This is a genomic window from Enterobacter sp. PP-008-ECC_S150, assembly GCF_045257065.1.
Classification (GTDB): Bacteria; Pseudomonadota; Gammaproteobacteria; order Enterobacterales; family Enterobacteriaceae; genus Enterobacter; species Enterobacter chengduensis.
Window position 1 is genome coordinate 43,083 of the sequence record NZ_JBJHHG010000024.1, and the last position, 24,052, is coordinate 67,134.

Genomic DNA, 24,052 nt, shown 5'->3' on the forward strand with positions numbered 1-24,052 from the left:
TCCTTCATGGAGCAAAAAGACCCACCGGGGCCTTTTTGCCCCGATTGGGTAGAGTTTATTAAGAAAGTATTTGATGAACTAGCTTACTGACTTCAATAGACAATAAAGAAGTATCATCAACTGTTACGAAAGTGTCCGTTTCAAAACCAATTATTTCATCAGTCTTAATACCAACACCAACGATTTCTATTCCATTACATTTAGCCTTTTCCATAACTTCGACGATAGTAAATTCCGATTTATTCGGATAACCATCAGTTATAAGAAAAATTATTTTCCTATCGAATTGGCTGTCAAGTAACAGATCAACAGCTGCCATTAAAGCAGATCCCGTAGGGGTATAATAACCCTTACATCCAAGAGTGAATTTCGATAGAGATTCCTCAACGCTTTGATCAAACGTTTTGATAATCTCAAATTCACTTTCCTTGAAGGGAAAAACTATATTGGAGACATGCATTTTTGACAAACTTTCAGCGGCCATCGATAAAGCAAGATCTGACTTAATGGCATGAATATATCTTTCATCATTAGCCATTGACGCTGAAATATCACGAACTAATACGAGGCCAACATGCCCTCTATTTTTAGATTCGCTTTGAGCTCTGAAGACATCACGAACTCCCATTTGTGACAGAATTAATCGATTTCCATCGAAGGTAATTCCACGCTCATGAGTTTTGTTTCGGCCACGCATTTTAACCTGCTGTAAAACAGACAAGTCGCTACCGATTGAATGACTCAGAGACAAAGCCTCATTGTAAACATTCAAATCGATAAGGAGATCAGGGATATCACATTCAGAAGCACCGAATTCGGCTTTCACGTCATCGGATACTTTTGATGCAATACCTTCAATCTCTTTAGCCAAAGCATCGTGATAATCTTCGCTATCCTCATCACTGCTAAGAAAGGCATCCAACAAATCTGCCAGTATCTCCCATTGAGCCGATGAAAAGTTACTTTCATCTTCAACGTTAGTCGAACTGGCTTCATCTGATTCACTCTCGGAAGGGTTAATCGCATCAGTATCGTCTTCAATAATGTTATCACCCGTGGGATTGCCACCGGTGGGTTCATTATTTCCCTCGTTATCTTCAGCAAGTTCTGAAGGCTCAGAACATCCCTCTTGAGCAAGATCAGCGTTATCGGAAGTATCTGCCTGACCTTCACTATCGTCCTCAGAATCATCCTCACGACTATCAGTCGACGTAAGCGATTTATCTTCTGATTCGGTATCGGTATCGGTCTCGGATTCATCATATGCCTCCTGCTCCTCCTGCTCTGTCTGCTGCTGTTGTTCCTTTGCCTCATCCCGCAGTCTCTCTAAAAGAGCCAGGGTCTTACGAGCAAGGGATTCACAGCCCTGAGTATTTTCACAACCAAGAGCATCATGAAAAATTTCCTCAACATCAGAAATTACTGGAGAAAGTATCTTTTGGGCATAGTCAAAAAACGGATCGAGGGTTTCTTTGTGACCTACCTGCTGAAGGACTTTTACTCGCAATGAGTTAAGCAGATACCACTCAATAAATAGGACAGGATTTTCCGGACGAGAAGATATATCAGGAGTCATCCTTCCGGCTTTAACCATCAGTGCGTAAGTGGCTGCAAGCCGCCGCTTTGCATCCGGATAATCGTTACCAACCTTCTCTTCCATCTGTACATCATCGAACAGATTTATAAGCCCGGTAAGACGTTTTGCCCTGCTATAAGCTTTACGTTTCTCAGCGAGGCTCTCAAACTCTGCATTCATTCCGTCATCGAAGCGTGTAAACCCTTCAGATGACATGAGAACACTATTAAAGGCGTCACTGTAAACCTCACTGACGGTATAGCGACCATGACCAGCTTCATGACAGGTAAAACCTTCAATCAGACTGACAAAGTCATCATCGCTATAATCGCCGTTTGGTAAAACACAAACTTTATTGACAGGATCAAAATACGGTCCTTTGGTATTGTCGTCTATTACAACTCTTACATCGCCTAAGCCGCTAATGACTTTTGCTATATTCTGTAAACGCTTAATATGGCGCGGCGATGATTTAAGATCTAATTTCATAGAATACCTCTTTATAAAAAAGGGGTACTCACCCAGATGGTGAAGTACCCATCTGGGGTTTTTAATAAAGCAAACAGTTACCAGCCTTTGAGCTCGATATCAAAACCATTTTCAGCATTGTCTTCCTGTTGCGAAACTGATTTCTCAGGTTCAGCTACAGAATCAGTGTTTGAAAACGTGCTGTTTTTTATATCGTTCTCTACGACAGGTTCAACCTGAAACACATTTGTTGAATCTAAAATAGCTTCAATACCTGTGTTCTGTAGCGCGTTCGGTTCTGTTTGTGAGCTTTGATTAAATGATCTGGTAATAGATTCCAACCAGTCAGTAACCTTTTGCTCTCCTGAAATAATACGCTTTAACATTGAAGCATCACTCATGAAATAAAACCACTGCTGTAACACCGCAACGTCGCGAGGTTCAGAAATGGCACCTTTAGGTAAATTATTCATTATGTGTTTTATAGCTTCTGCAAGTACTGCCGCCTCTTTATGTATAAACATGAAGCTAATGATCTTATTTTGCATTTGCTTCAGTCGGTCAATAGTACTTGAGCGCAAATTATTATTTTTACTAATTTTTTCATAAACCCTCATTGCTTCTTCTGCCAGATCTGTTATCAATTGTTCCTGATAGTAGTCCTGGGTTTCATCACCTTCAACGCTAATAGGCGTAAAAGGAATAAAGTGAGCAATATTAAATCTAAAGGATTTTATGAAATCATCTTTAGTTAATTTCAACTGATCAATCAAAGAAGACATTCTTGGGCTTCTATTTTTTTCAGCCTCAATATGCATCTCATAATTGTCTACAACGTTTTGAATACCTGCCTGAAACTCTCGTTCAATCTCTTGGGCCCCTTCCAGAAACTCTTCCATACTGGAAACTGGTAAAATCCACATATTGCTATAGCGGATGCACAAGCGTGAGCAAAGGGTTGATATTCTGCTGGTAATCGTACTTTTGAAGCTAAGGGCTTTTATGTCAATCCAACGTACTTCGCTTTTAGATACGCTTTTTTGATCCGTAATATCATCTCCATCATAAGACAAATCGATTTTATCGGTTCGACGCGATCCTTGACAGCCACTTATTTCAATTTTTGTTATAACTGCACCTTCCAGTAAATCTGGATATGATTTTGCAAAATTCTCAGAGATTTGTTTTGCAGATACTTTGTTAAGCATTGAAGTATTTAAAGTCATGGGTTTCTCCAAAAAAAAGGGGAAACCCTCCCCAACGGGAAAGATTTCCCGATAGGGTTGATATTAAAGCTTCTCTGGCGCAATTAAAAGAATACCGGGAAACTCAGCGGCAACATCATCATTGCCCATTGCTCCCTGATACATATAACCTTTTAATTCCATTTCTTTAATTATACCTTCCATATTTATTTTACCATCATGATAAAACAATAAAGAATAGTCGTTATTCAGTTGCATAAGTCCAGTAAAATTAGTTCCGTTTTTTGCTATAGCAATGGTAGCAGCACCATCCGTACTTAAAAACGCACTAAATTCAAGATGGGATAACTCTGAGATACAAATATCAGAGGTTTCATAACAAATCCCATCTAACTCGACTTTTTTGCTGTGAAATACTCCAGCGATTTATCCTTGTCTTCGCCAAGAGAAAGATCTATAGCTTGAAGAACAAGATCGACCACATGTAAAGGTAAAGCAGAAGCAAAAGCTATTTTGAAAGTGTCAAGAAGACTAAAGGTTTTTAACGTCATCGACGTGCCAACCCAAGCTACTAATTGACGAATATCCATCACACTGTCTTCTGTACCAGAGTCATTTACTGCAATCGCTACTCTTACGAACTTCTCAATGACCTGAAAAGGCAAAGAGCTATATCGTTTAGTAAGCACATTGGTTAAAGCAACTTTGTCGGGCTTCACCATTTCAACTATCAAGAACCGCTTTATAAAAGCTGCATCTTGACGTTGAGAAGAAACGAACCGGCGAGCGCCTCCACTCATGTTTGTGTTTGCAGTACCAATAAATCGCGTGTAGCCATTAGCAGTTATAACCTCACCACCATTAGCACTGAGTGACCAGGGCTTACGTTCAATGGGCATGTGAAGTTTTGCTGCCGTATCAGGATCGATTTTGTCCACTTCATCCAGAAGAATGAGGTGACCATTACGAAATCCCGTTACCAAATCGCTGTGTACAAAACCTGTATTACCACCATTAAGACTGCGCTCACCTTCAAGCTCATCAACTCGAATATTGCTGTTGATCTGCTTAATTGTCAGCGGCCAATTCATCATGTGGCTAATGTACATTACCATTTCAGTCTTGCCAGAACCGGACTCACCTTTAAGACACACACTTAAATCTATATCCGGACTGATAAGCAGTTTAACCACTTGTTCAAGTATTCGGGGATTTGGTATGTAGTCTTTGTTCAGCGGAGCTCGATACGAGGTTTTAGTTTTGAAAACAGGCACAGCCATCTTTGGATCCATTTCTGGAATACCAAAAAGGTCCTTTGCTAGAACTAAAAGATACTCACCTTTATCCACATAATGTTTTAACTTTATAACATCCGGGGAAAGAAGAGCTTCTAATTTTTCATAAGCATCAGAAGATGTTTCATTTAACTTCATAGCGGCATTAGACATTTTTAACTCCGGTAAAATGCAAACACCGCCCTCTGGCAGATGTTTGCCAGTGGCATTTTATTTGAGATTCATTTGGCAAATAGTTGCCATCAGTTTCCTGATTTGAGGCACATTATAACCAAGATGATTTCCCACTATTTCAAAAGCTTCAGACATGATCCATTCAAAATGATTTTCGAATATTGGATTTATTTCTAACTTGCCAAAAGCGTTTCGTTTAGTTAACAGATCACATGAAACAAGCTCGTCAAACAACTCTAATGTGGATTTAAAAGCTTTTATGTAAACATCCATAATTTCCCTGTCAGTCCATTTAACAGCCAGTTTTTTTTCTGACATTAAATAATCCTGATCAAAGAAGATGTCCCAGCCCATATCGTCATTGCAATCATGCAAAATGATTTCATCATCATTCCTGCATTCAGCTAATTTCGTGTTTTCACTAATCGAACGATGCGAATGATAATAGAGCCATGATTTTAATTCCGCTCTAAATTCACATGCATCAAGTCCATGAGATAAACAAGTGTATTCAAATGATTTTGACATATACCACCGTGTTTCAGCTTCTAAAAGTGGATTCACTGTGATATTACCATTGTCATCTTTGAAGAATAACTTTCTCCTCAACACTAGTTCTTTAATGATTTCCAAAGACTCTTCCATAGCGGATAGAAAAACAACATACACATCCTCAGGGGTCCATTCTATTACCAGACCACCCAAATCTGGGTTATATTCTTCAACCGAATATAGATAATCTGTTTCTGCTGCAAAATTAATTGTATGCAAAATCTGATTTTTAAGTAATTTGGATTTTTCATAAAGGTGATTTTCACGCCTTTCAGAATCATAATTTATCTCAGAAATGTTACTTTCATCTGATTTAAAGTTTAATCCGGACGTGTATGCATCATTTAAATGCTCTTTGGGTGAATCAACTATTTGCGTTATTTCATCTTCATCTATATCGAATATAGAAAAAAAACTAAGTTGATTACTACTTATTGCAGTAGCCCTAAATTTTTGTTTCATGGGGACTCCAAAAGGAGAAATCCCATGAAGGGATTTCTCCCCTTTAGGGTGGGTTTAATGTCAGATCTGATTAAAGCTACTTTGTCCAAAACCTTTTAGAGGTTTAGGTATGTGAGCCAACTTACTTGTTGCTACCACTCTCATGTAGTCAAGAGGATGTTCTCTCCCTTCAATCATAATAGTATCGACAACAATATAACCGGAGACCATCAACTCATCACCCTGATTTATACCAGTGAAACAGGTTGAATACATTTCAGGCGACACCTTGATTTGAACTGAAAATTCTCTCTCAGTGATTTCACCATCAACTTCTGTCTTCATCCTATTTTTGAGCTTTATTAACAAACCTATACTCTGGTCAGTCATTTTTTTCTCCACAGCACTGATAACTATCCCGGACACTTTTACTTCATTGATATATTCAAGATATGACATTTTCCGCTCCTCGATTTGTTCAAAGAGAAGCCCCGTTAGGGTTCCCCCTTAACAGGATTAAATAAATTTATTAGTTACATACATGAACGTGCAGACTACCAAACAGGCAATTCCGGCAATATGTAACCAATTTCTTGTTGGTTTAGTTGGTGCAATCGCTAAAGAGTTCTCCAACTTCTCTGTTACAAGACGTCGATTCTCTGCTTTAGCCGCATCATCTAAATATTGAGTTTCACGCTTAGCGAGAGTCTCAATTTTCGATTTTATTGCATGGTCCCATCCTTTAGTTTCAAAAACGCTTAACTCACTAAAGGTGTGCGTCATGAGATCTTCTGGGAAACCCAGTTTTTTCATTAACGGACGAATGGTATCATACATTTTTTCTACATTTTCGTAGTGGGCCTTTACTGCGACATCAAAACGCTTACGTAAAGTTAATTTTTCACGTTTGCAAATGATGTCCGAAACCCAATTTATTAACTGCTCATTTTTGAGTTCACTGGCTTTTTCAAGTGAGTAATCCAGATTATCCACGTCAAGAAATGAATTTAATCCGTATTTTTCAAACTCCTCAACAAGATATTTATCCAGTTCAGTTAAGCTTTTAAAAAGTGGTACATCTGGGGAAGCTTTAAGAAGCTTATAAGCTCCTTCGAAATCAATTTTCTTGACCACGAGCTCCACAACATCCACATGATAATAGCTTGAATAAGCAGAAAGCTTTTCGGCCAACAAAGACACAGGCTTAAGAGACTTAAGTTCAATGATATTTGGGCCGTCCTCATTCAAAATAACAATCAGTTCATTATCACGTTCTGTATATTTCATCAGAACTTCTAAGAGCTGTTTGTTTAGCGCCTTATCCATCTCTGGAATAATTTCACTAAAGGTTTGATGAAGGGCTTTACTGCGAGCTTTATTTTTAGACATTTGGGGTCACCTATATATAGTAAGAAGGAAGAAACAAATTTTTGTTTCAACACGAAGGCAAAGCCTGTCATTCATCTCCCGTAAGCTATGAACCGCCTGATTTATACTATCTGGCATTAGAAGTACGCAACAAAAATAGCCCCAGGAGGAGCTAAATTAGTTACGGTTTGGTAAATTCAGATTGCCTTTTGCAGGCATGGGAAGTGCACCAGCGACAAAGGTGACATTTTGCCGGTGGTGTCTTACAGCTTGTTTAAGCTGGCCGCTTTTCACGGCTAAATCAACGCTTAACGCGAAAGTAACTTTAAGCAAAGTTACTCAAATTTGGGAGCTGATATTTAAGCTCATTGTTTTTATACTATAGCTTTAAGCATAAGTAAATGCCCATATCGAATTATTCTGTATAAAGTGGAGAAATTCGAATATTAGCTGCTTCTTTTATCTTTTCTTCACTGCATTCTCTTAAAAAGAAAGAAGGATCACCATACCACATTACAAAAAGTTGCTTTTCTGCACGCGTAAATCCAACATAAAGCAAACGTCTTTCTTCTTCTATTGCCTCCTCCCCAACTGATCTTTTACTTGGTATCTGATCCGCATTACAACTCATTATTATTACTTTATTCCACTCAAGACCCTTTGAACCATGCAAGGTTGATAGGACTACTTTCTCTGGGCTGTATTCCTCGTCCTTCTTCCTAGGGCCTAATGACATTGCAGCAGCACGATTTATCATATTCATCCAACCAGTCTTTTCTGCCCACTGTTTACAAGTGTCTAAAGCAATTTTTGTTAAGGTTGCTGTACCTTTATTACTCCTCATCTTGATTGACGACGATTCCATCCATTTCGTAAGGTTGGCGAAACGTTTTGCTATCTCAACTTTATCAGAACTTTCCTGGGTAAAGCGCACGAAGTTTGAATGTAATGTTTTTGTTTCGAGAGAACTGTCCTCCGGGATGGCAAGGTCGCCAAAAGTAACTTTTCTTCCTCTCATACTCAATGCCACTTCATCCAAAACTGATTCCTGTTCTCCAAACAATGCCAATACTCTCTTCATTAAGCGAGGATCATTTGATTGTCGGAAAAAGGCCATAAGGCTTAACACATCGCTTGTTTCTTTTTCATCCCAGAATGATTTACCTCCGTAACGAATTACTGGCTGTTCGATCAAACTTTCTAGCTCATCCAAGTGAGCATTATTGCGGCTTAGAATTGCCCATCCATGTGGATCCTGATTTATAAGGCTTAAAATACCCTGTATCTGTTCCTCCATATCTACATATGAACGAAAAGTGACCTTTCCCCCTCCCTTTTTTGCCGAGCGTAACTCTTTGGCATAACGGTAAACATTCTTTCCTATCAGTGCTCCGGCCACCTCTAAAATTTCAGGTTCACACCTAAAGCATGTGTTTAAGTAAAATATGTTAGGTCTGAAGTGTTTTTCAAACTGTTGAAATATTTTGACTCCTCCTGAGGATCTGAAGGAGTAGATGGCCTGATCATCGTCTCCAACTATACTCGTATAGACTCCAGCTCTTGTATGCAATGCTATCCATGAGAATTGTATAGAGTCAGTATCCTGAACTTCGTCTACTATCAAATGTGTCAAATCTAACGTGCGCATTTTTCCCGAATGCATTTGACCGACAACAAATTTTGAAAGAGCATTGAGGTCCGCCACATGGTCTTTCTGGCATAACGCCTGATAGGTATTAAACAAATGGATCTGTTGTCTGTTATGCCGAACTGAAATCACATCCGTATCCATTTCTCTGCCGATAGCATCAATAACGAATTCAGCTTCAGCAAACTTCATCGTTACACCGGATTCTTTCAAAGCCCGGTGAATGACAGATCTCTGTGCTGGCCCTATCAACATCTTTCCCGGCCAGCGAATCATGTCCAGTTGCTTCTTAACGAGTCCGTGAAAAGTATCCACCAGCACCCGGTCAAGATCCTTCTTGCTCAATCGCTTTTGTAACTTTGCTGCAAGTGCGTTTGTTGCAGCGCGAGTAAAGGTCACCATCCCGATTCTTGCATATGGATACTTTTTGAGAATCGATATAACCGCTTCTATCATGGTGAACGATTTGCCTGATCCAGGCGCTGCTATCACCATATTGTTTGCGCTAGCATTCTCGATAACAGGTCTTTGCTCTTCTGTTGGCTTACCCATTTCAACCTCATTACTTCGTTTTAATAATTATACATTTTTATAAAAGCGCTTTTCTTGTGTACTGCTGGTTCTACTGGAAATCACTTTTTTTCCTTTTTTATGCAATCAGGTTGTTTGTGAAACGCGTGACTATGGAATAATGGTTCCATCTCCAAAAGACATTACAAAAAGGGCTTTAAATGAAACTTTTACGTTTAGTATCTCTGGTCTCTTCTGTCGTCATTGGTTTTTCCCTATCGGGTTGTGCCGGTGACACCGGCACTACGCCAGGCACCGCTCTGAATGCGTACAGTCACGGCCAGTACTGGCATGCTAATGCAAATGATTCTGTCGCCAAGAATGCCTATTCGTTTGCTGGTTTCGACGTTAATTTTAAGGAGCAAGAGGTTACTCCTGGAGGGGATGCCGACAACTTTCTTTCTAAGTATCTCATCAATAGTTCGATGGGCTACGTAACAGGCGGTCTAAAAGGTTTTGGGATCATGAGCCTCAGCTCTTTGTACAGTTCTTCTGACGCCGAATACATCCAGGTCAATCAATACCTAGTGTTCGTCCCCAATCCAAAAAAATTGCCTTACAATGATGAAAGTTTGGTACGTGAGGGAGCTAAGTATGTTTTTGAGCATACAAAAGCAACTCAGGCCTCATTTGGATACAACCCTGAAAAACAGAAAGCAGCTCTGGCCACATGTAAAATTGATATGGCAGTCGTCAATAAATGGAGTACCTGTGATCTGCCCTCTAAGCCTGATGCTGATGTTTTCCCTACAGATTCAATGTACAGCTTTCAGGCGATTCGCCCCGCAACAGGAACCGAAATTCCTGAGCTAAACCTTCCCGCTGGTGATTACGCTGTAATTCGTTATGTGTTCATCCCATTTAAAGGAAACGAAACAAGCGCTGATTTTTCGGGTATCATTTTCCGTTCTGATAGCCCAAATACAACAACTCCAGGGGGTGTTGCAGCCTCCATCAACGGAAAAGATTATTACCTCTTTACCGGTGAATACGGTAAAAAAGGCTTCCCAGAAAAAACATTGAAAGCCAAGTAATTAAAAAAGGGGCCTAACGGCCCCTTCTTCAATATTTCGGCAACTGCTTGCCCGTAACCGGATCCAGCGTAGTTGAACCTACCTCACATATGGCCGGTCGAGGTAAATAGCTACAATCTACATTTTCCTCTTTTATAGCCTGAGCATTTTCTTGTCTGGCCTTTATCATATTTTCTTCACCGCCCATTGCTTCCTTGGTACGTTCTGATGGAAGTTGATAGTTCTCATTCTGGAATGGTAAGTTTTCCACAATTGATTCTTCGGAGAATTTTGAATATTGATCAGGAACTTCTCCTACCTGAACTGCATCATTAATCCACTCCGTCAGATCAATTTTATCGAAATCCAGTTGCTGTATTTGCTTTATTGATAGCCCCACGCAATTAGAGGCGACAGGGTCTATTCCTAATTGCGGATAAGCTTGTTGCATAATAACGCGTGACAACATGGAATTATAACAGCACATGTCTGTTGCTTTTTTAACGCATTTCTTTGTGAAACCAACATTCAGATATTTGACGCATCGTTCCGTATCTAATGTAAAACAGGATTTTTGATTCTTATGAATAGAAGCTTCCATCTCTTTCTGGTCGCATGCTACCAACATTTCTAAAAGCATTTTAGTGACCTGATAGGCTGTATAAATCCAACCGATCACGTTTAATGCAAGCATAAAGTTTTGAACCGCAGCCGAGAAGACAACCTCTCCTCCGGTAGTAGCAACGTTCTTAAAGACAAAGTCACGAACTGTATCTGGTAGCAATTCGTAGGCTTTCTTCATTGCCATCTGCTTAAGCTGACCTATACCGAAGCTGGACATTGTTTCCTGTGCCAACTGGCCAGCACCTCCTGCCCCTCCAGAAGTTGCGGAAGACCCAACTGCCCTGCTTAGATTACCAGCGACGTTTTCATATACGCTCGTTAAGGAGCTCGTGACGTTGTTCCACATTTGCCCTACTGTTTTACCAGCTGATGCAGTCCACTCTCCGACCGCATTAGACATAGAAGCCCATGTACCTGTATCACCGCCGGTCCATTTTATTAGCTGAGCATTAACTCTGGTCCAGTTTGTGTTTCTGATCATAGATCCGGCAAGCATGATACCTTCAAGTGCTCCTGCGGTTCCCTGTGGTGCTTCGCAGCAGTCCGTCTTTGCCAGGCCATTTACAAAGCCTACTGAACGACCACACCATTCAGGTTTTCCTTCAAAGACGGAACATGAATTGGCATCGTTAGGGTCTTCGCATTTGGCTTCGCCCTGCATGTACTGAACCATGTTTGAATAAGCCGCAACTTTTCCAAAATCGTTGTTCTCTTCCTTTGGCCCAGTTTCGCATGTTCCACCTGAACATGGGATCATGCCAACACAGGCATTTGTAGAAGATTCAACCTCCCGAACTACATCCTTCCCTCTGTCACAGGTGTATTTCTGTTCATACATGTAGCAACTGTTAGTGCCCTCATCGAACCAACCCTCTGCACATGTTTGTTTATCGAGTACACATGCTGCATCATTTTTATAAGCACTACATGCATCAGGCATACTCTTTATTTCTTCATAGTTGTAACAGAGGTCCTTTCCATTAGCGTCTTTCATAATTTTTCCACTAGCGTCATAAGAGCAAATTTTGTCTTTGGCCAATGGATCACAAAAGTAGCCTTCAAGGTTTGTCTTCCAGGTAAGAAATCCTTTATCACCTTCATACAGAGGCTTTGCCAATGAAAGCACGCTTTCCGGAAGCCGTTTTGTGCCAACATCCATATCTTTAAACCGATCGAAACGGCAGAATGTATTCGGAGCTTGTACAGCATCGTAACAACCAGCTGGTTCCTGGACGTGCTTATCTTCGAGCTTCATATTTTCAAAAGTCAGCTCAACCTCAAAATACCCTTCACCCTTCCCACCAACCCATACTCTGGATGCCATTGTCACTTCTCGATCAGGCTCCTCATACACCGATTTTCTGACCTTATCAGTCACATCGTAAACCTTGTCGAGTTTCCACGATTTTTTTAACTCCCAAGATCCCTTAGGAGCCGGATAGTCACTTTCTCGATATGCACCATCTATGTGAGCAAAAATCTGCGTGCCATCAAGTGTTACCCGCATGTGGTCATCCCACTCCGCGTTAACAATCTTTGCTGAGGCCAATTTTGCATCCGGATGGAATTTTAATGTCAGTTCGTTATCATATACCCCGTCACTCCAGTAGTTGTCATCACGGCGACCAAACCATATACGCACACAATTATCGCCGCACATCGACATGTCTCCGTTTCCGCCTGAAATGTAAACAGGGACTGAAAAATCACGGGTTATCGTGCAGCTGCTGAAGTTATCTTGCTTAGGCGAGTTACAGTAGAACTCTTTGTAATCAGGATAGTGTGTGGTTACTGTTTTTTTAGAGGTCTCAACATTACAGTTCTGAAGCCAGTTTCCAGTACCAGCAACAGCATTTGTTATCTCATTTCTCCCCGCAGTAAACATGGGATCGTTAGGCTTTATAGATGATGCCGGGTTGTCCTTGTTAGCATTTACGAGGGTGCGGTAGGCAACGCCATCATAACTTTGAGCATCAAATAACTGGCTTTTCCGATTCTTTATATCGTTTACAAAGCCATCCTCATCCCCATAACGATCTGCGGCATTGAACTTAATATCGCTGTGCTTTTGCTCTGAGCTGAAAATCTCTCCGGTATTTGTTTTGGTTCCAGGAGTAGTATTGGGATTACTGCTTATACCAATGTTGCCATTAGCATCCCGAGAGAGCAGCTTTGCCCCTTCCTTGGTATAGTTTGAATTGATTGTCCCTCCAGACATACTCGGCAGTTGTACGGCGCTACCAATGGACTTTCCATCGGATGCGGCATTTTTCATGACACTTTCATTTGAGTTCCCTGCCCCATACTTTCCGAGATTAAGATTAGCGGATTCGGCTTTACCCACGTATTTCTCGGTGATCTTCCCACTGACATTCTCGCCTGAATCCGCATTCTTGTACTTCTCAACAATGTCCTGAGCACTGGTTGTCGCATTGCGATTTGCGTTAGGATTAGCAAGATTAAAGTTACTTTCGAGCTGGTCAAATATAGCGTCTGCCGCATAAATACGAGGAGTCATTACCATATTTATGAGAGAGATATAAAAAGCCCAACTCATAGTATTGGCAATCATTGATGCAATAATAGTTGAAGCTATCGTTTTTCTAAGTTTCATTATTTTTACCCTTAGAAATCAAGCGCCTGGTATATATCTGACGCAACAGTCATTGTAACGCCACAACATATAGACATAATTATCATTGCCTATTTTTTTGCGCCCACCTTTAAGGGTTGACCAGTCATGTACCGAATCACCAAGACGATGACAGCAATCCGGCCCTTTCGCCTCAGGAGTTGGGAAAAGCATTGAAAGCCGATACTGGGAACGAGGTGTAAAGTATTCCCACGTTTTCTCACACATTGCGTCTGCTCCCATCGTTCGCATCAGCATTCCCTGGCGATGTAGTTTAGTCAGAAGACGCTGGGTTATCAGTGAACTCGTCCTTACAGCGTCATCATTTGCGTAAATGTGGCCGGTTAATGGATAAAGGTTGCCATCGCATCCGGCACAAAAGTATGCAGCGAGATTATCCTTTCCTGCTGTTACTGCTACACAGTCAGCAGCGCACACCATTGAGGCAATTGGGTTTGCAAAAACTACTGCCTCTGGATTCAGGACGAGTGTAAGCAGATCACTTTCCCACATAGGGTCCACTTCGCTTATATAGGTCAGGCTGGCATCTATATAGGGTTCAGCAGTGCACTCGCCAATAATCAGTAATTTGAGCATTGTCATGATTGGGAACTCCCAAAGATGAACATCGTAAAATCCGGCTTCAGTTGCTGTCATTGGCTGATTTGTGTTGCTTTTACCAATATCAAACTGCGATTTTTGAAGCATCGTGCCTTCAAGAAAGGGGCTGCACCAGGGGCTCTTTACAACTTCAACAATCTTCACCGGCTGAAAGAAGCTCAATTGCCAACCTATTTCCGGTACGCCGTTCTGATCTGTGCAGTAGCAACCCGGACGTGAAGGAGCAGCGCCTTCTGGAGCTGCCCCTATGCCCATTATCCTCATGGGAAAAATGCAGCTCCAACAGATATTCTTAATCAAGCCCTGCCACACTCCAGCTGACTGACACATAGCCCCAGGGACTCCAGCATCTGCTGCCATAGCCATACCCGGTATAGAAAGCGAAAGCATAACTGCTACAATGAACTCTAAAAGTAACTTTTTGAATTTTTTCACCATCATGCTCACTTGGATGTAATAAATGTTGCAACACTTTCGATATAGTCGACGGCTTTGGTAAAATAACTTCTCATCTGGTCCGGATAATTTAGCGTCAGCCATGTTGCAAAGAGAGCGCCTATAATAAATCCGAGTTTCATCTTATTTTTCCTCTGAAAGATTTGGGGCTCCGATACCACGGACTTCTGCCTCGCTAAACAGGGTGATCCGGAATTTATCTTGGTCAGTAGTTATAAGCGCAGGTGTGTTTTTAATCTGAAAGCGTGAGATGATCTGTTCGTTAACTTTAAACACCTTACCGTTAAATTTTTCACGTAAATCATTTAGGTGATCCCATCCATTATCTTTTTGGATACGGGTAAACATTGGCATTACTTTTCCACTACCCAGACGTTGTCGATACTGCTGCTCAGCCCATACCAGCTGGCCCGGATTGAGTGGATCGAAAATTATCATCGTCAGGTTTTGAGGAAATCTCGAAAGTGGATTAATCAACTCACCGGCGGAAGCTATTACACGGCCCTGCTTATCTTTTACGTCCTGAGTGACCCTCACTGTAGGGTCAATTAAAAATTCTTTGTGTTCCTGGGCAGGAGGGAGGTCGACCATCCATTGATTTTTCCATGTGTCAGAAACGGCCCTTTTTTTTGCACCTTCCCAGTCATATTTTTGTGCACGTTCTTCCAGTTCTTTAATGATGCTCTTTTCTTCAACGGGATAAGTGGTACCAGCAACCGGGAAAATATCCTGATCGGGTTTTTTAGCAAGTTCTCGCTGAAAAAACTCAACGTTGAAGGAGCCTACCATTTTTGCAAAACGAGCTTGCTCCCTAGAAATAATTGTCGGTACTTGAGTTACTTGATACTGACTGAAGCTATCAGGATCAATTGTAATCAAAGGAGATTCAAATTTTCCTTTGACAATCATTTGGTTTATTGCTGCCTGTGTCTCTGGTAGCCGAGTAGTTCCTTTCTTTAGACCATTGAAAACTACACGAGCTTTATGCTCTGAGGCCGTACGTAGAAGGTCTTCCAGTACATAATCCGGCAAGCTAAATGAAGCAAAGATCGTTATTCCATTTTCAGTTGATAGTGCTTCTTCACGTGTGCTATCCATTTTTCTTTCGAAGTCAGCAGCTGTGATGCCCGAGGAACCAAACAATTTTTCGATATTTTTAGATTGTCCTCGCATGACTTCCGGCTTATTTTCCACAGCTTTCAGAGCCGCTTCATTAAGGCTGGCGTTTTCTTGAATTTCATCACGTCTTCTAATTATATCGTTGACAGCTTCAGAGTTATTACTTTGGGCCCTGATAGCCTGGGTATGGTCTATAACTGCTTGAACACTATCCGCATTCATACCGGGGACGTAACCACGGTTTATTTGCTTGCTCAGGTCCTGGTTTTTTTGGAGTGCTTCAGCTTGCGCTATGTACTTCTGCACATCTGGTGATTTTAGCGTAGCATCAAGGCTAAGAGCCCCATCTGGCTGCTGTGCACCTTTAGCCTGTGCCCCAAGCCCTTTTGCTTGCTGAGCGATTAGGTCAGCATCATGTTGATACTCAGTGCTTGCATTTGTATTACTTAAAACTGCACATAACGCAAGTCCAGGAAGTATTGGTAAATATTTTTTATTTACATTAAAAGATCGCATATGTTTTCCCAATTACTGAATTCAGCTTTACTGTTCCCCAAAAACGGGAATCCCATGAGTGATCGGTTTGCCCAATTAGGAAAACTTCGCCTTCAGGAATTATCAATTCTTTTTCAATCAAAATGGACGGAATATTGTATTTCTTCGAAATACGACGTGCATTAGCTTCAAAAAATTTGTCCCCGTTATAAACCCCATCCATTGTTACTTTAAGTTTGTCACCGCCCACACCGGCAACAATTTTTATGACTCGTTCATTTTCTGGGATAAAACGTACCGATTTCGGCATGTTAAATGCTATGAGTTCACCAGTTTTAATACTTTTATCCGAATGATCAATCATATAAAAATCAGCAGGCAGGCACCCATTCAATAAACCGTATCCAAATGTATAACGGGTGAAAAAGACACACATAACGAGAATCAGCAATAAAATATTAAGGGGGACATACCAATCCAGTATAAGCAGCCCTCTCTTTTTAGGTATGTAGTCGCTCATATTTTTCTCACTGGCACTGAAGAATATTTTTACTAGGCAGATGCACCTCTATCCAAGTAACTATTATCCATGTTTTTCAACGCTCGGAAGTCTGCAAACTAACCTAATATTCACCTATAAGAATGTTAATTCCTCAGCATGTATACGCAGCTTTGTTAGCGGCCATGAAAGATGCCTTTGGAGCAAAGTTACTTTCCGACATTAATTTTTCAAAGGTCCAATTATTGGGTATAAAAAAGCCGGGACATAATGTCCCGGCTTTATATTTAAAAATTAACTACTCACTGCTTGGTATTGATACAGTGTTTTCAGACTTACTTGCCTCTTCAGCCGGTCCGAAAACTGTCACGTGCTGTGTTGCAAAGTCTCCACTATCATCATAAGCAATTACTTTTATGTCCTGCTTACCACGGTTAAGGTTTTTAGAAAGTGTAGCCGTACTACCGAAAACGTTCCTTAATTCGCCGTTGATGAACCATTCATATCTAACCATTTTTCCATCAGTATCATCACATTTATTGGTAAAGCTCCAGCTTAGGTTGGTTTCCGTGTAGCTCAATGTACAATTAGGCACTGCGTTTTTAACGACATCAAACTCAACAGATGCTGAACCTCTCTGTCCAAGTTTACTAACAACATCAATTGTAATCTCGTATTTCTTTTCTTTTAAACCCGAGATCAGTTGAGCCCAATAATTTTTGCCGCTGGGTATTACTTCACCGTTCACCTTGTATGTGACCGTATCTATCGAGTCCGCCGAATGAGATAGCTTGATGTTTGACCTTAAGGTTACATCGAGTGGAGCTCTCATATATTTGTTAGAGAACTTGGGTGTCATCTCAACGTTCATTGGCGTTTGTTCATCGACAACAAAGGTATTTTCGATACGCTGTTCATTGTTTCGGTTATCTTTGAAAACAACCATCAATGTATATTTGCCAGGATTTTCAATTGTAAATTCTTTGGTGTCACCTTCATCTTTAGTGATTACCAGATTCTCTTTGTCGTAGATCCATTCACGGGAATAAGTAACACCAGGATAGTCTCCATCCTTAATACCGCTCAACGCAACGCGTAGGGTGGTCGGTGCCATGTCGTATTTAAGTTTGGAGCTTATTTTCATCTCGGGAAATTTATAAACCCACGATTTGACAGAAACTCTACGGGTAGAAACCGTATTCTCCTTATTGTCCGCTAACCATGCACTGTATTCAAAAGCAGCATATCCCTGTTTATCCAACATTTGCTCAGTAAGGGTAACAGACAGTGAAGAGCCCTTAAATGTCTGGCCATCCGGTGTTTTCCATTCTTCAACTACGTTATTACCATTCTGGTACTTACTGTTAGGGTTCGTGAACTTACCTTCCAAAGTAACTTTTTGACCAACCTCTACCTTTGAAACCCCCGTTACCGAGACAGAAAGGCGCTTGGGTTTTGCGGCTGCCAACCGAGCAGACGTTTCCTTCCATGAAGACTCCTCTGCCAGTTCATCGGAATCAAGGTAACGCATCCGGGCATAAATCGTAGACGGTAGGGTATCAGCTGAAGCCACAGTGTAAGTTGTATCTCCCTGCACCCAGTTGACTTTATCCTCTGACCAGAGAACCTCAGCGGTGCCTGCTGGTATAGGTTCATCGTTATCAAGCAGGGTTACAGGTATATCTGAGCCCTGAAGAATGTCTGTAACATCTATACTGAGCTTAGGCTGCTTGTAGGTAACTACCGTTAAGGCATCTGTGTAGGAAATCTTGGATGTGAATTTATTAGTCATTTTTGCCCTATAAAGCCACTTTCCTACTTCTGTCTTTTTGATACTTACACTTCTCTTTCCGGTCATGTCGGAAAGCATGGTCCAGGTTTGACCATTATCAGAGGACTGCTGCCATTCGGTGGGGGCGAGTGCATCAGAGTTAGCCGTACTGGCAGATTTGAAGCTTACCAGAGTACTAAGTGGGATCCTTCCGATAATAAGGCTTTTCGACAGGTTACCCTCCAGTTCCTCACCTTTATAGATTCGAATGCCTACAGCACTGGTCTCACGTTTCATTTCAAAATCAGAGAATGGCGATCTGACCTTAGCCACACCAACCAGACGCATATTACCCAGATCCATATTTTCAATTTTAATCTTGGTTTCGACAATGCCCGCATCATTGACCGGCAATGCTTCAGTCAGCGCAGTTCTTTCGTATGTAGTTTTATAACGGCCTGTTTCTGGATCTTTGCCGTATACACTTTTTTGAGAGTATATCGTGACGTCCCATTCTCCCATTGTTTTACGGTCAAATGCACTTTTACGTGTGGAGTTGTTATAACGCCCCACTGTTACCTTTAAGGGCACTTCAAGAGATGTGGCTGTTTTTTTGTCATCCACTTCCATCGATGCTCGAATATTGAAATCAGGCACCGTATATACGTTGAGGGTGTCTGTAGTTCTTAATTCTGGATCCTTTGAGTATTCTACAGCTATGTCAAAGACGTTCTTTGTCCACAATGGTGCAGCAGCAACCTTGACCCTTTGTACAAAGGTCGTTGCATCGTTGTTTGAGGAACGATTTTTAAATGACGTTTTGACAGCCTCAGAGCCGTTTTGAGAGACGATCATCGTAACGTCAGCTGGTACCACCTTCGCTAATATTCGAGCGGCCTCCCCCCCGGTCGTATAAGCCAGAGCAGTGTTCGGATTGATGCCTGCTATGACTTTATTCTTTTTGTAAGAGATGATCGGGTTGTATGGTAATTGTGTGGTCAGAGTACGGCGATTCCTTGCGGAAACCGCTTTAGAGCCCTTCCCGTTAATCATATAGACTTGATAGTCGAGCAGATTCTCACCTGTTTTATTAAAGAATCCAGTTAGACCCGGGGTACGTCCTTTAAAATAGAACTCCAACCCATCAGGGACATTGTTCCACTGAGGGTAGCATGCTGTAACATCTGATTTTTCCCCATACCAGGCGAGGTAAGCATTCGCATTTTCCTCTGTGGTAAACAGAGTGCATTTATCACCAGCTGTTTGACTAAGCAGGTCCGTATACTGACGTACGCGCGAGTAAAGAGTTACGTTTTTTTCCAGATTCTTAAGAGTGAATCCAGTAGGTTGATAAGTGAACACGGTACTGAAATTTACGTTTTTTCCATAAAGGTTTTCAGCCACCACAGTAATCTCGTGATCCGAATTAACTGCTAAATCGTCTCCAACCGGCAGGTAGTAAATACCTTTATAATTTGTAGGTGTTAACGAAACTACTTTGTTGTCTATTGTTACTGATTTTATGTCAGCAACCCCAGCCTGCCCCTGGAAAGCTGCAACGATAATCTCGTTCAGGAAGTATACGGGTGCTCGTTTAGTTAATACCTGCCCATCTTTGAGAACCATAAGCGTTGGGTTATCAGACAGCATCAGTTTGCTTTCAGGCTCAGTGTACGTAGAAGAGTTTTTGCTCGTATTTTCTACTGTAAAAGTCGCTGCGTAGGACCCGTTTATAAGATCCGTTAAGTCAAAGATATAGAGGTACTCATCACCGACTTTTTGAGGTCCACTTACCGGCTGTAAAGTTCTACGTAAAGGGGTTGCCCAGGACTGTTTGAAATCAATCTCAGTGCCATCATCTAAAGTCACTTTAGTCGTCGGCTTAAACACGCCATCCGGAGTCATAGTGAGCGACATAGCTGTTGGGAGCCACCATTCACCTTCTGTTTCTTGCTGGGGTACCTTAACGGCCACAGCAACGGTTTTGGCTCCGGTATAGATGTCCTGGCCACCTACTTTGATTGTTTTAGCCTCATCGGTAAAATTCCAAAGTGTATGGTCTACTACAGGAGGCCGATAATCCCAGTTAACAACAAGCTTTTTGGATTCAGGAGGTGCGAAATAATTATTCTTAGAGTTTGCTGTAATTGTGATATCACGTGAACCCAAAAGTTCATCTGTATCACTGGCCTTAATGCTTCCAACTTCAATGGTACAGGAAGTTCCGCCAATAGGTACTTCACAGGCGGAGCCTGAACCTATTGAGATGTATTGAATATAATTGCGGGGTTCAACAGAAACAGCGATATCTTTGATCGCTTCATCCTTTAAATACGATTTGAAAGAAAAGCCGTCATAGACTAATCCGTTCAGGGATGATTTAAGACCGGTGATAGTTGGTTTTACCGGTGCCACACTTTTGATTGAATATTCACCTTTTACTATTTCAACTTTTTTCCGTTCAGAACCAGAGAAGTAAGAAATCTTGTAAGGTAGTTTTAAATCACCGGTGGTGTTGGGAACGCCTGAAAGAGTGAAGCCGTTAGAAGTTAATCCCAAGGTATTGGGTAACCACTCAAAAAAACAAACGAGGTTATCAACAGAGGAAGTCGCTCGATCATCAACCGTTACATTACAGGCTGTGCCTGCACCTGAGGCAGTGATAGTGTTAGAATTAACGTATGCAACAAAGTCGCCCGGCCCCGGGTCAAAGGATACGGCTGGCAAATCAGCCTGTAGCTTTCCTGAAATCATAATCGCTTCAGCATAGACCGCTTTAATCGGAGCAATTAAAGAAAACAACAGGGCTAAACCTAAACCTGATTTTCTCATGACGAATACCTGTTTTTCTGAGCAAAATTAAACTCACTTTACGATGAAAAACAGAAATATCCGTTCGTATAACATTTAAAAAAACCTGTATTTTTCCGTATATTCCGTATGTTAATGCGCTATTTTGAATTCTTGGCTTCAGATAAGCGAAGCGCGGTAATTATAGACTCGGAGCTTACCCAGGGCGTTTTTTGAGCAAGATATCCAAGTATGTAGAGGCCAATTTTAACGCAATCCATTTGTGAGACGGGGACCATGTGCATGAAGGGTTTTAAGCCATCTTTATCGACTGGAACTATCCCTGCGGATAACAACAAACCGCCCCTCTCGTTTGGGGTAACGCTTATATTTTTGTATACGACGTGGCCATGATGTGAGGTTTTCCTCTTATCAATCTTTAAAGTATGCATGATTCTAAGAAATACAGATGCCATCTGCATAACTTCATTCGTCGACAATTTTAGAAGTACAGAACGGTTTGAGCCCCAGTCATAATCTTTTTTTGCGTTCCTTGGAGCGACGTGCAATGTAAGATAATAATTATCAATCTCATTTGAAAAAGGTGAAGGTTTTGATGAGCTAACATCTTCATTGTTCATCTCAATGACAAGGGCTGCATCCTGACCAAATGCTTTAACATTATGGTTTTTAAGAGCGAAGTCTGAAGTTGCCATATAAAAAGTCACTTTTGATAAAACCACATACCGCCTAATGATTCATCATCGGCAAGATGCTTGAAATTTGATAGTGTAAATCCTGTTTTGGTTTCAGAAATCACCAGGCTGTAAGATGCCGTATGTACAAGGCGAGAATTGTTTAGATCAAGATCATCACAAAAACCAGGGCTTTTGACGGGGTCAGCCTTTTCAACAAAAGTTACTTTTGAAGCGATGCCGTTGATCACGATTTTCTCGTTATCAGCAATTTTAATGTTTAAAGAAGGCGAGCTTTTATCACATGGCAGGAAGAGTGATGTCTTTTTAAATGTGTTTCCAGTGAAGTCCAAAAGGTCAGGTTTAACCGGAACATTGTTTAGGATTTTATAAACTCCAGCAAATGCACATAACACAACAAAACCAGATAAAACATATCTAATCTTAGACTTCATCCCCCAGTTCCTCTCCTAAAAGTTTTAACGCGCTTACGCACATAAGCCTCAACTGATACAGTAAGTTATCAGCGGTTATTCCACCAACGAAGGTAACTGTACGTCGTATTGATGCTCCGCCAGGCTCGCACTGGATATGGCCAATACCAGAATCACGGAGGAAGTCATTTTCTGCACTTACAAGGTCTGACTCTACAGGTGGAATGATAACTTCAATGAGTATTGTATCAACTGGGGCCCACTCCCAATCGAACTTAAGAGAGGAAATTGGGGATATAGAAACAAGAAGCTCATCAATATTAAAAATTACGGGTTTTATTCCCATAACCTCAGACTGAATGAAGTGGCTTTCTACCATAACTACCGGAAACTCTGAAATAGTCAGAACTCCGATTAACTGGTCTCGGCGTAAACCATGTATTAGTGAGTTGCGAGATAGCATTCGATCAGCCTTTATTATAATAATCAATCATTTGGGACAAGGACAAAAGGGATTACAGAAACGAAGATTCTACATGAACATCGTTGTCAGTGACCTTAGGTCCATCGGGTATAAGGGTATCAAAAAATCCTTACATAACCATTAAACCACAAAGACTTTTTACGTAAAATAATAATTAAGTACCAGATTTATTAAGATAATTCTTAGGTTTTTTACAAATTTAGGAAAAATCCGCACTTCCTGTAACAGCATCCAAATTAACCTAAAATACCGTTTCATTAACAGTAATTTTACAGATTCAGCTGAAGCCTGAGTTTATTATAACAAAAAAAAGGCCAGCAAGTATGCTGGCTTTCCTGGTAAGACAAGTTGAACTCAGAAGTCGATTGTACTGTCTCTCACCTATCTTGCCAAAGTCGCTAGTCGCTTGTTTGCCTTAGCTTTAGATTTTATGCTTATGGAGGCGGTTTGATTTTCATCCGATACTTTTTCTAGCACTGGCACCACAGAGGAAATGGACTTTTCTTTTGAAATTTTGGATGCACCTGGGCTTTGTTGAATAAATCAGATTTCGGGTAAGTCTCCCCCGTAGCGGGTTGTGTTTTCAGGCAATACGCACGCTTTCAGGCATACCTGCTTTCGTCATTTTGTTCAGCGCTCGTACCAGGGCCATAGCCTCCGCAACCTGACCATCGTAGTCACGCAGCGTCAGTGAACCCCCGAACAGCTGTTTTACCCGGTACATCGCCGTTTCCGCTATCGAGCGACGGTTGTAATCTGTTGTCCATTTCCACCGCGCATTACTCCCGGTCATTCGCTGATTAGCCACTGCACGGTTACGGTCTGCATATTCACCGGGCCAGTAACCCGCACCTTTTCGGGGAGGGATAAGCGCGCTGATTTTCTTACGCCGCAGTTCATCGTGACATAGCCGGGTATCGTAAGCGCCATCGGCGGCGGCTGACCTGATTTTCCGGTGGGTTTGCCGGATTAACCCGGGGAAGGCCTCTGAGTCCGTAACATTGTTCAGCGACAGGTCAGCGCAGATGATTTCATGTGTTTTACTGTCAACGGCGAGATGCAGCTTACGCCAGATACGGCGGCGTTCCTGGCCATGCTTTTTGACTTTCCACTCGCCTTCAC

The 24,052-nt window shown here is 41.5% G+C and carries 17 protein-coding genes and 1 pseudogene; 1 reads left to right on the forward strand and 17 read right to left on the reverse strand.

Annotation, left to right across the window (positions count from 1 at the left end; translation table 11 throughout):
* Positions 1 to 58 precede the first annotated feature (58 nt).
* The 8 genes from ACJBF3_RS21690 to trhI all read right to left on the reverse strand — a co-directional run bounded on the left by ACJBF3_RS21690 (position 59) and on the right by trhI (position 9,279).
* Positions 59 to 2,065 (reverse strand): VWA domain-containing protein, encoded by a 2,007-nt coding sequence (locus tag ACJBF3_RS21690; protein WP_233904144.1) that lies wholly within the window; start codon positions 2,063 to 2,065, stop codon positions 59 to 61.
* Between the two features lie 77 nt (positions 2,066 to 2,142).
* Positions 2,143 to 3,270, reverse strand: coding sequence for a DUF3150 domain-containing protein (locus ACJBF3_RS21695; protein ID WP_000174396.1), 1,128 nt, complete (start codon positions 3,268 to 3,270; stop codon positions 2,143 to 2,145).
* Between the two features lie 63 nt (positions 3,271 to 3,333).
* Positions 3,334 to 3,507, reverse strand: coding sequence for a hypothetical protein (locus tag ACJBF3_RS21700; RefSeq protein ID WP_031942299.1), 174 nt, complete (start codon positions 3,505 to 3,507; stop codon positions 3,334 to 3,336).
* A 131-nt stretch (positions 3,508 to 3,638) separates the two neighbouring features.
* Entirely contained in the window at positions 3,639 to 4,697 is a 1,059-nt protein-coding gene (locus ACJBF3_RS21705) for an AAA family ATPase (protein ID WP_031942298.1), read from the reverse strand.
* Between the two features lie 57 nt (positions 4,698 to 4,754).
* Positions 4,755 to 5,732, reverse strand: a complete 978-nt coding sequence (locus ACJBF3_RS21710; protein ID WP_000810361.1) for a hypothetical protein — start codon at positions 5,730 to 5,732, stop codon at positions 4,755 to 4,757.
* A gap of 60 nt (positions 5,733 to 5,792) precedes the next feature.
* Complete coding sequence (locus ACJBF3_RS21715; protein ID WP_000120822.1) at positions 5,793 to 6,170, reverse strand: hypothetical protein; 378 nt, start codon at positions 6,168 to 6,170, stop codon at positions 5,793 to 5,795.
* Positions 6,171 to 6,227: 57 nt separating this feature from the next.
* A complete protein-coding gene (locus tag ACJBF3_RS21720) occupies positions 6,228 to 7,100 on the reverse strand; it encodes a hypothetical protein (RefSeq protein ID WP_000041927.1) in 873 nt (290 codons plus the stop codon).
* A gap of 394 nt (positions 7,101 to 7,494) precedes the next feature.
* Positions 7,495 to 9,279, reverse strand: coding sequence for an IncHI-type conjugal transfer helicase TrhI (trhI, locus tag ACJBF3_RS21725; RefSeq protein ID WP_000517885.1), 1,785 nt, complete (start codon positions 9,277 to 9,279; stop codon positions 7,495 to 7,497).
* 179 nt (positions 9,280 to 9,458) lie between these two features.
* Here trhI and ACJBF3_RS21730 point away from each other — a divergent pair, with 179 nt between their 5' ends.
* On the forward strand, positions 9,459 to 10,331 hold the full coding sequence (locus ACJBF3_RS21730) for a hypothetical protein (RefSeq protein ID WP_000771834.1): 873 nt from the start codon (positions 9,459 to 9,461) through the stop codon (positions 10,329 to 10,331).
* 28 nt (positions 10,332 to 10,359) lie between these two features.
* On the opposite strand, the gene trhN is transcribed toward ACJBF3_RS21730, so the two are convergent.
* From trhN to ACJBF3_RS21775, 9 genes and pseudogenes are all read right to left on the reverse strand, one after another.
* Positions 10,360 to 13,548, reverse strand: a complete 3,189-nt coding sequence (gene trhN / locus ACJBF3_RS21735) for an IncHI-type conjugal transfer protein TrhN (protein WP_000776701.1) — start codon at positions 13,546 to 13,548, stop codon at positions 10,360 to 10,362.
* A gap of 18 nt (positions 13,549 to 13,566) precedes the next feature.
* Positions 13,567 to 14,622, reverse strand: a complete 1,056-nt coding sequence (gene trhU / locus ACJBF3_RS21740) for an IncHI-type conjugal transfer protein TrhU (protein WP_181231580.1) — start codon at positions 14,620 to 14,622, stop codon at positions 13,567 to 13,569.
* A gap of 144 nt (positions 14,623 to 14,766) precedes the next feature.
* Positions 14,767 to 16,278, reverse strand: a complete 1,512-nt coding sequence (locus ACJBF3_RS21745) for a TrbC family F-type conjugative pilus assembly protein (protein WP_001256132.1) — start codon at positions 16,276 to 16,278, stop codon at positions 14,767 to 14,769.
* Complete coding sequence (gene trhF / locus ACJBF3_RS21750) at positions 16,265 to 16,777, reverse strand: IncHI-type conjugal transfer protein TrhF (protein WP_001286760.1); 513 nt, start codon at positions 16,775 to 16,777, stop codon at positions 16,265 to 16,267. The genes ACJBF3_RS21745 and trhF overlap by 14 nt, the downstream gene beginning before the upstream one ends.
* Positions 16,778 to 17,054: 277 nt before the next feature.
* Complete coding sequence (rsp, locus tag ACJBF3_RS21755; protein WP_001232109.1) at positions 17,055 to 21,359, reverse strand: IncHI-type conjugal transfer protein RSP; 4,305 nt, start codon at positions 21,357 to 21,359, stop codon at positions 17,055 to 17,057.
* A gap of 119 nt (positions 21,360 to 21,478) precedes the next feature.
* Complete coding sequence (locus tag ACJBF3_RS21760) at positions 21,479 to 22,033, reverse strand: plasmid transfer protein (RefSeq protein ID WP_000235773.1); 555 nt, start codon at positions 22,031 to 22,033, stop codon at positions 21,479 to 21,481.
* An 8-nt stretch (positions 22,034 to 22,041) separates the two neighbouring features.
* The gene (locus tag ACJBF3_RS21765) at positions 22,042 to 22,467 is read right to left on the reverse strand and encodes a hypothetical protein (RefSeq protein ID WP_000836981.1); all 426 of its coding nucleotides are present in this window, start codon (positions 22,465 to 22,467) and stop codon (positions 22,042 to 22,044) included.
* A complete protein-coding gene (hdtA, locus tag ACJBF3_RS21770) occupies positions 22,457 to 22,909 on the reverse strand; it encodes a H transfer determinant A (RefSeq protein ID WP_000952689.1) in 453 nt (150 codons plus the stop codon). Before hdtA ends, ACJBF3_RS21765 begins: the two co-directional genes overlap by 11 nt.
* Before the next feature lie 604 nt (positions 22,910 to 23,513).
* Positions 23,514 to 24,052: pseudogene (locus ACJBF3_RS21775) on the reverse strand (IS5-like element IS903 family transposase); the annotation flags it as partial.

Bases quoted from the DNA above. Each gene is read 5' to 3' on its own strand.
- ACJBF3_RS21690 (WP_233904144.1), bottom strand. From the start codon at position 2,065: ATGAAATTAGATCTTAAATCATCGCCGCGCCATATTAAGCGTTTACAG.
- ACJBF3_RS21695 (WP_000174396.1), bottom strand. From the start codon at position 3,270: ATGACTTTAAATACTTCAATGCTTAACAAAGTATCTGCAAAACAAATC.
- ACJBF3_RS21700 (WP_031942299.1), bottom strand. From the start codon at position 3,507: ATGCAACTGAATAACGACTATTCTTTATTGTTTTATCATGATGGTAAA.
- ACJBF3_RS21705 (WP_031942298.1), bottom strand. From the start codon at position 4,697: ATGTCTAATGCCGCTATGAAGTTAAATGAAACATCTTCTGATGCTTAT.
- ACJBF3_RS21710 (WP_000810361.1), bottom strand. From the start codon at position 5,732: ATGAAACAAAAATTTAGGGCTACTGCAATAAGTAGTAATCAACTTAGT.
- ACJBF3_RS21715 (WP_000120822.1), bottom strand. From the start codon at position 6,170: ATGTCATATCTTGAATATATCAATGAAGTAAAAGTGTCCGGGATAGTT.
- ACJBF3_RS21720 (WP_000041927.1), bottom strand. From the start codon at position 7,100: ATGTCTAAAAATAAAGCTCGCAGTAAAGCCCTTCATCAAACCTTTAGT.
- trhI (WP_000517885.1), bottom strand. From the start codon at position 9,279: ATGGGTAAGCCAACAGAAGAGCAAAGACCTGTTATCGAGAATGCTAGC.
- ACJBF3_RS21730 (WP_000771834.1), top strand. From the start codon at position 9,459: ATGAAACTTTTACGTTTAGTATCTCTGGTCTCTTCTGTCGTCATTGGT.
- trhN (WP_000776701.1), bottom strand. From the start codon at position 13,548: ATGAAACTTAGAAAAACGATAGCTTCAACTATTATTGCATCAATGATT.
- ACJBF3_RS21745 (WP_001256132.1), bottom strand. From the start codon at position 16,278: ATGCGATCTTTTAATGTAAATAAAAAATATTTACCAATACTTCCTGGA.
- trhF (WP_001286760.1), bottom strand. From the start codon at position 16,777: ATGAGCGACTACATACCTAAAAAGAGAGGGCTGCTTATACTGGATTGG.
- rsp (WP_001232109.1), bottom strand. From the start codon at position 21,359: ATGAGAAAATCAGGTTTAGGTTTAGCCCTGTTGTTTTCTTTAATTGCT.
- ACJBF3_RS21760 (WP_000235773.1), bottom strand. From the start codon at position 22,033: ATGGCAACTTCAGACTTCGCTCTTAAAAACCATAATGTTAAAGCATTT.
- ACJBF3_RS21765 (WP_000836981.1), bottom strand. From the start codon at position 22,467: ATGAAGTCTAAGATTAGATATGTTTTATCTGGTTTTGTTGTGTTATGT.
- hdtA (WP_000952689.1), bottom strand. From the start codon at position 22,909: ATGCTATCTCGCAACTCACTAATACATGGTTTACGCCGAGACCAGTTA.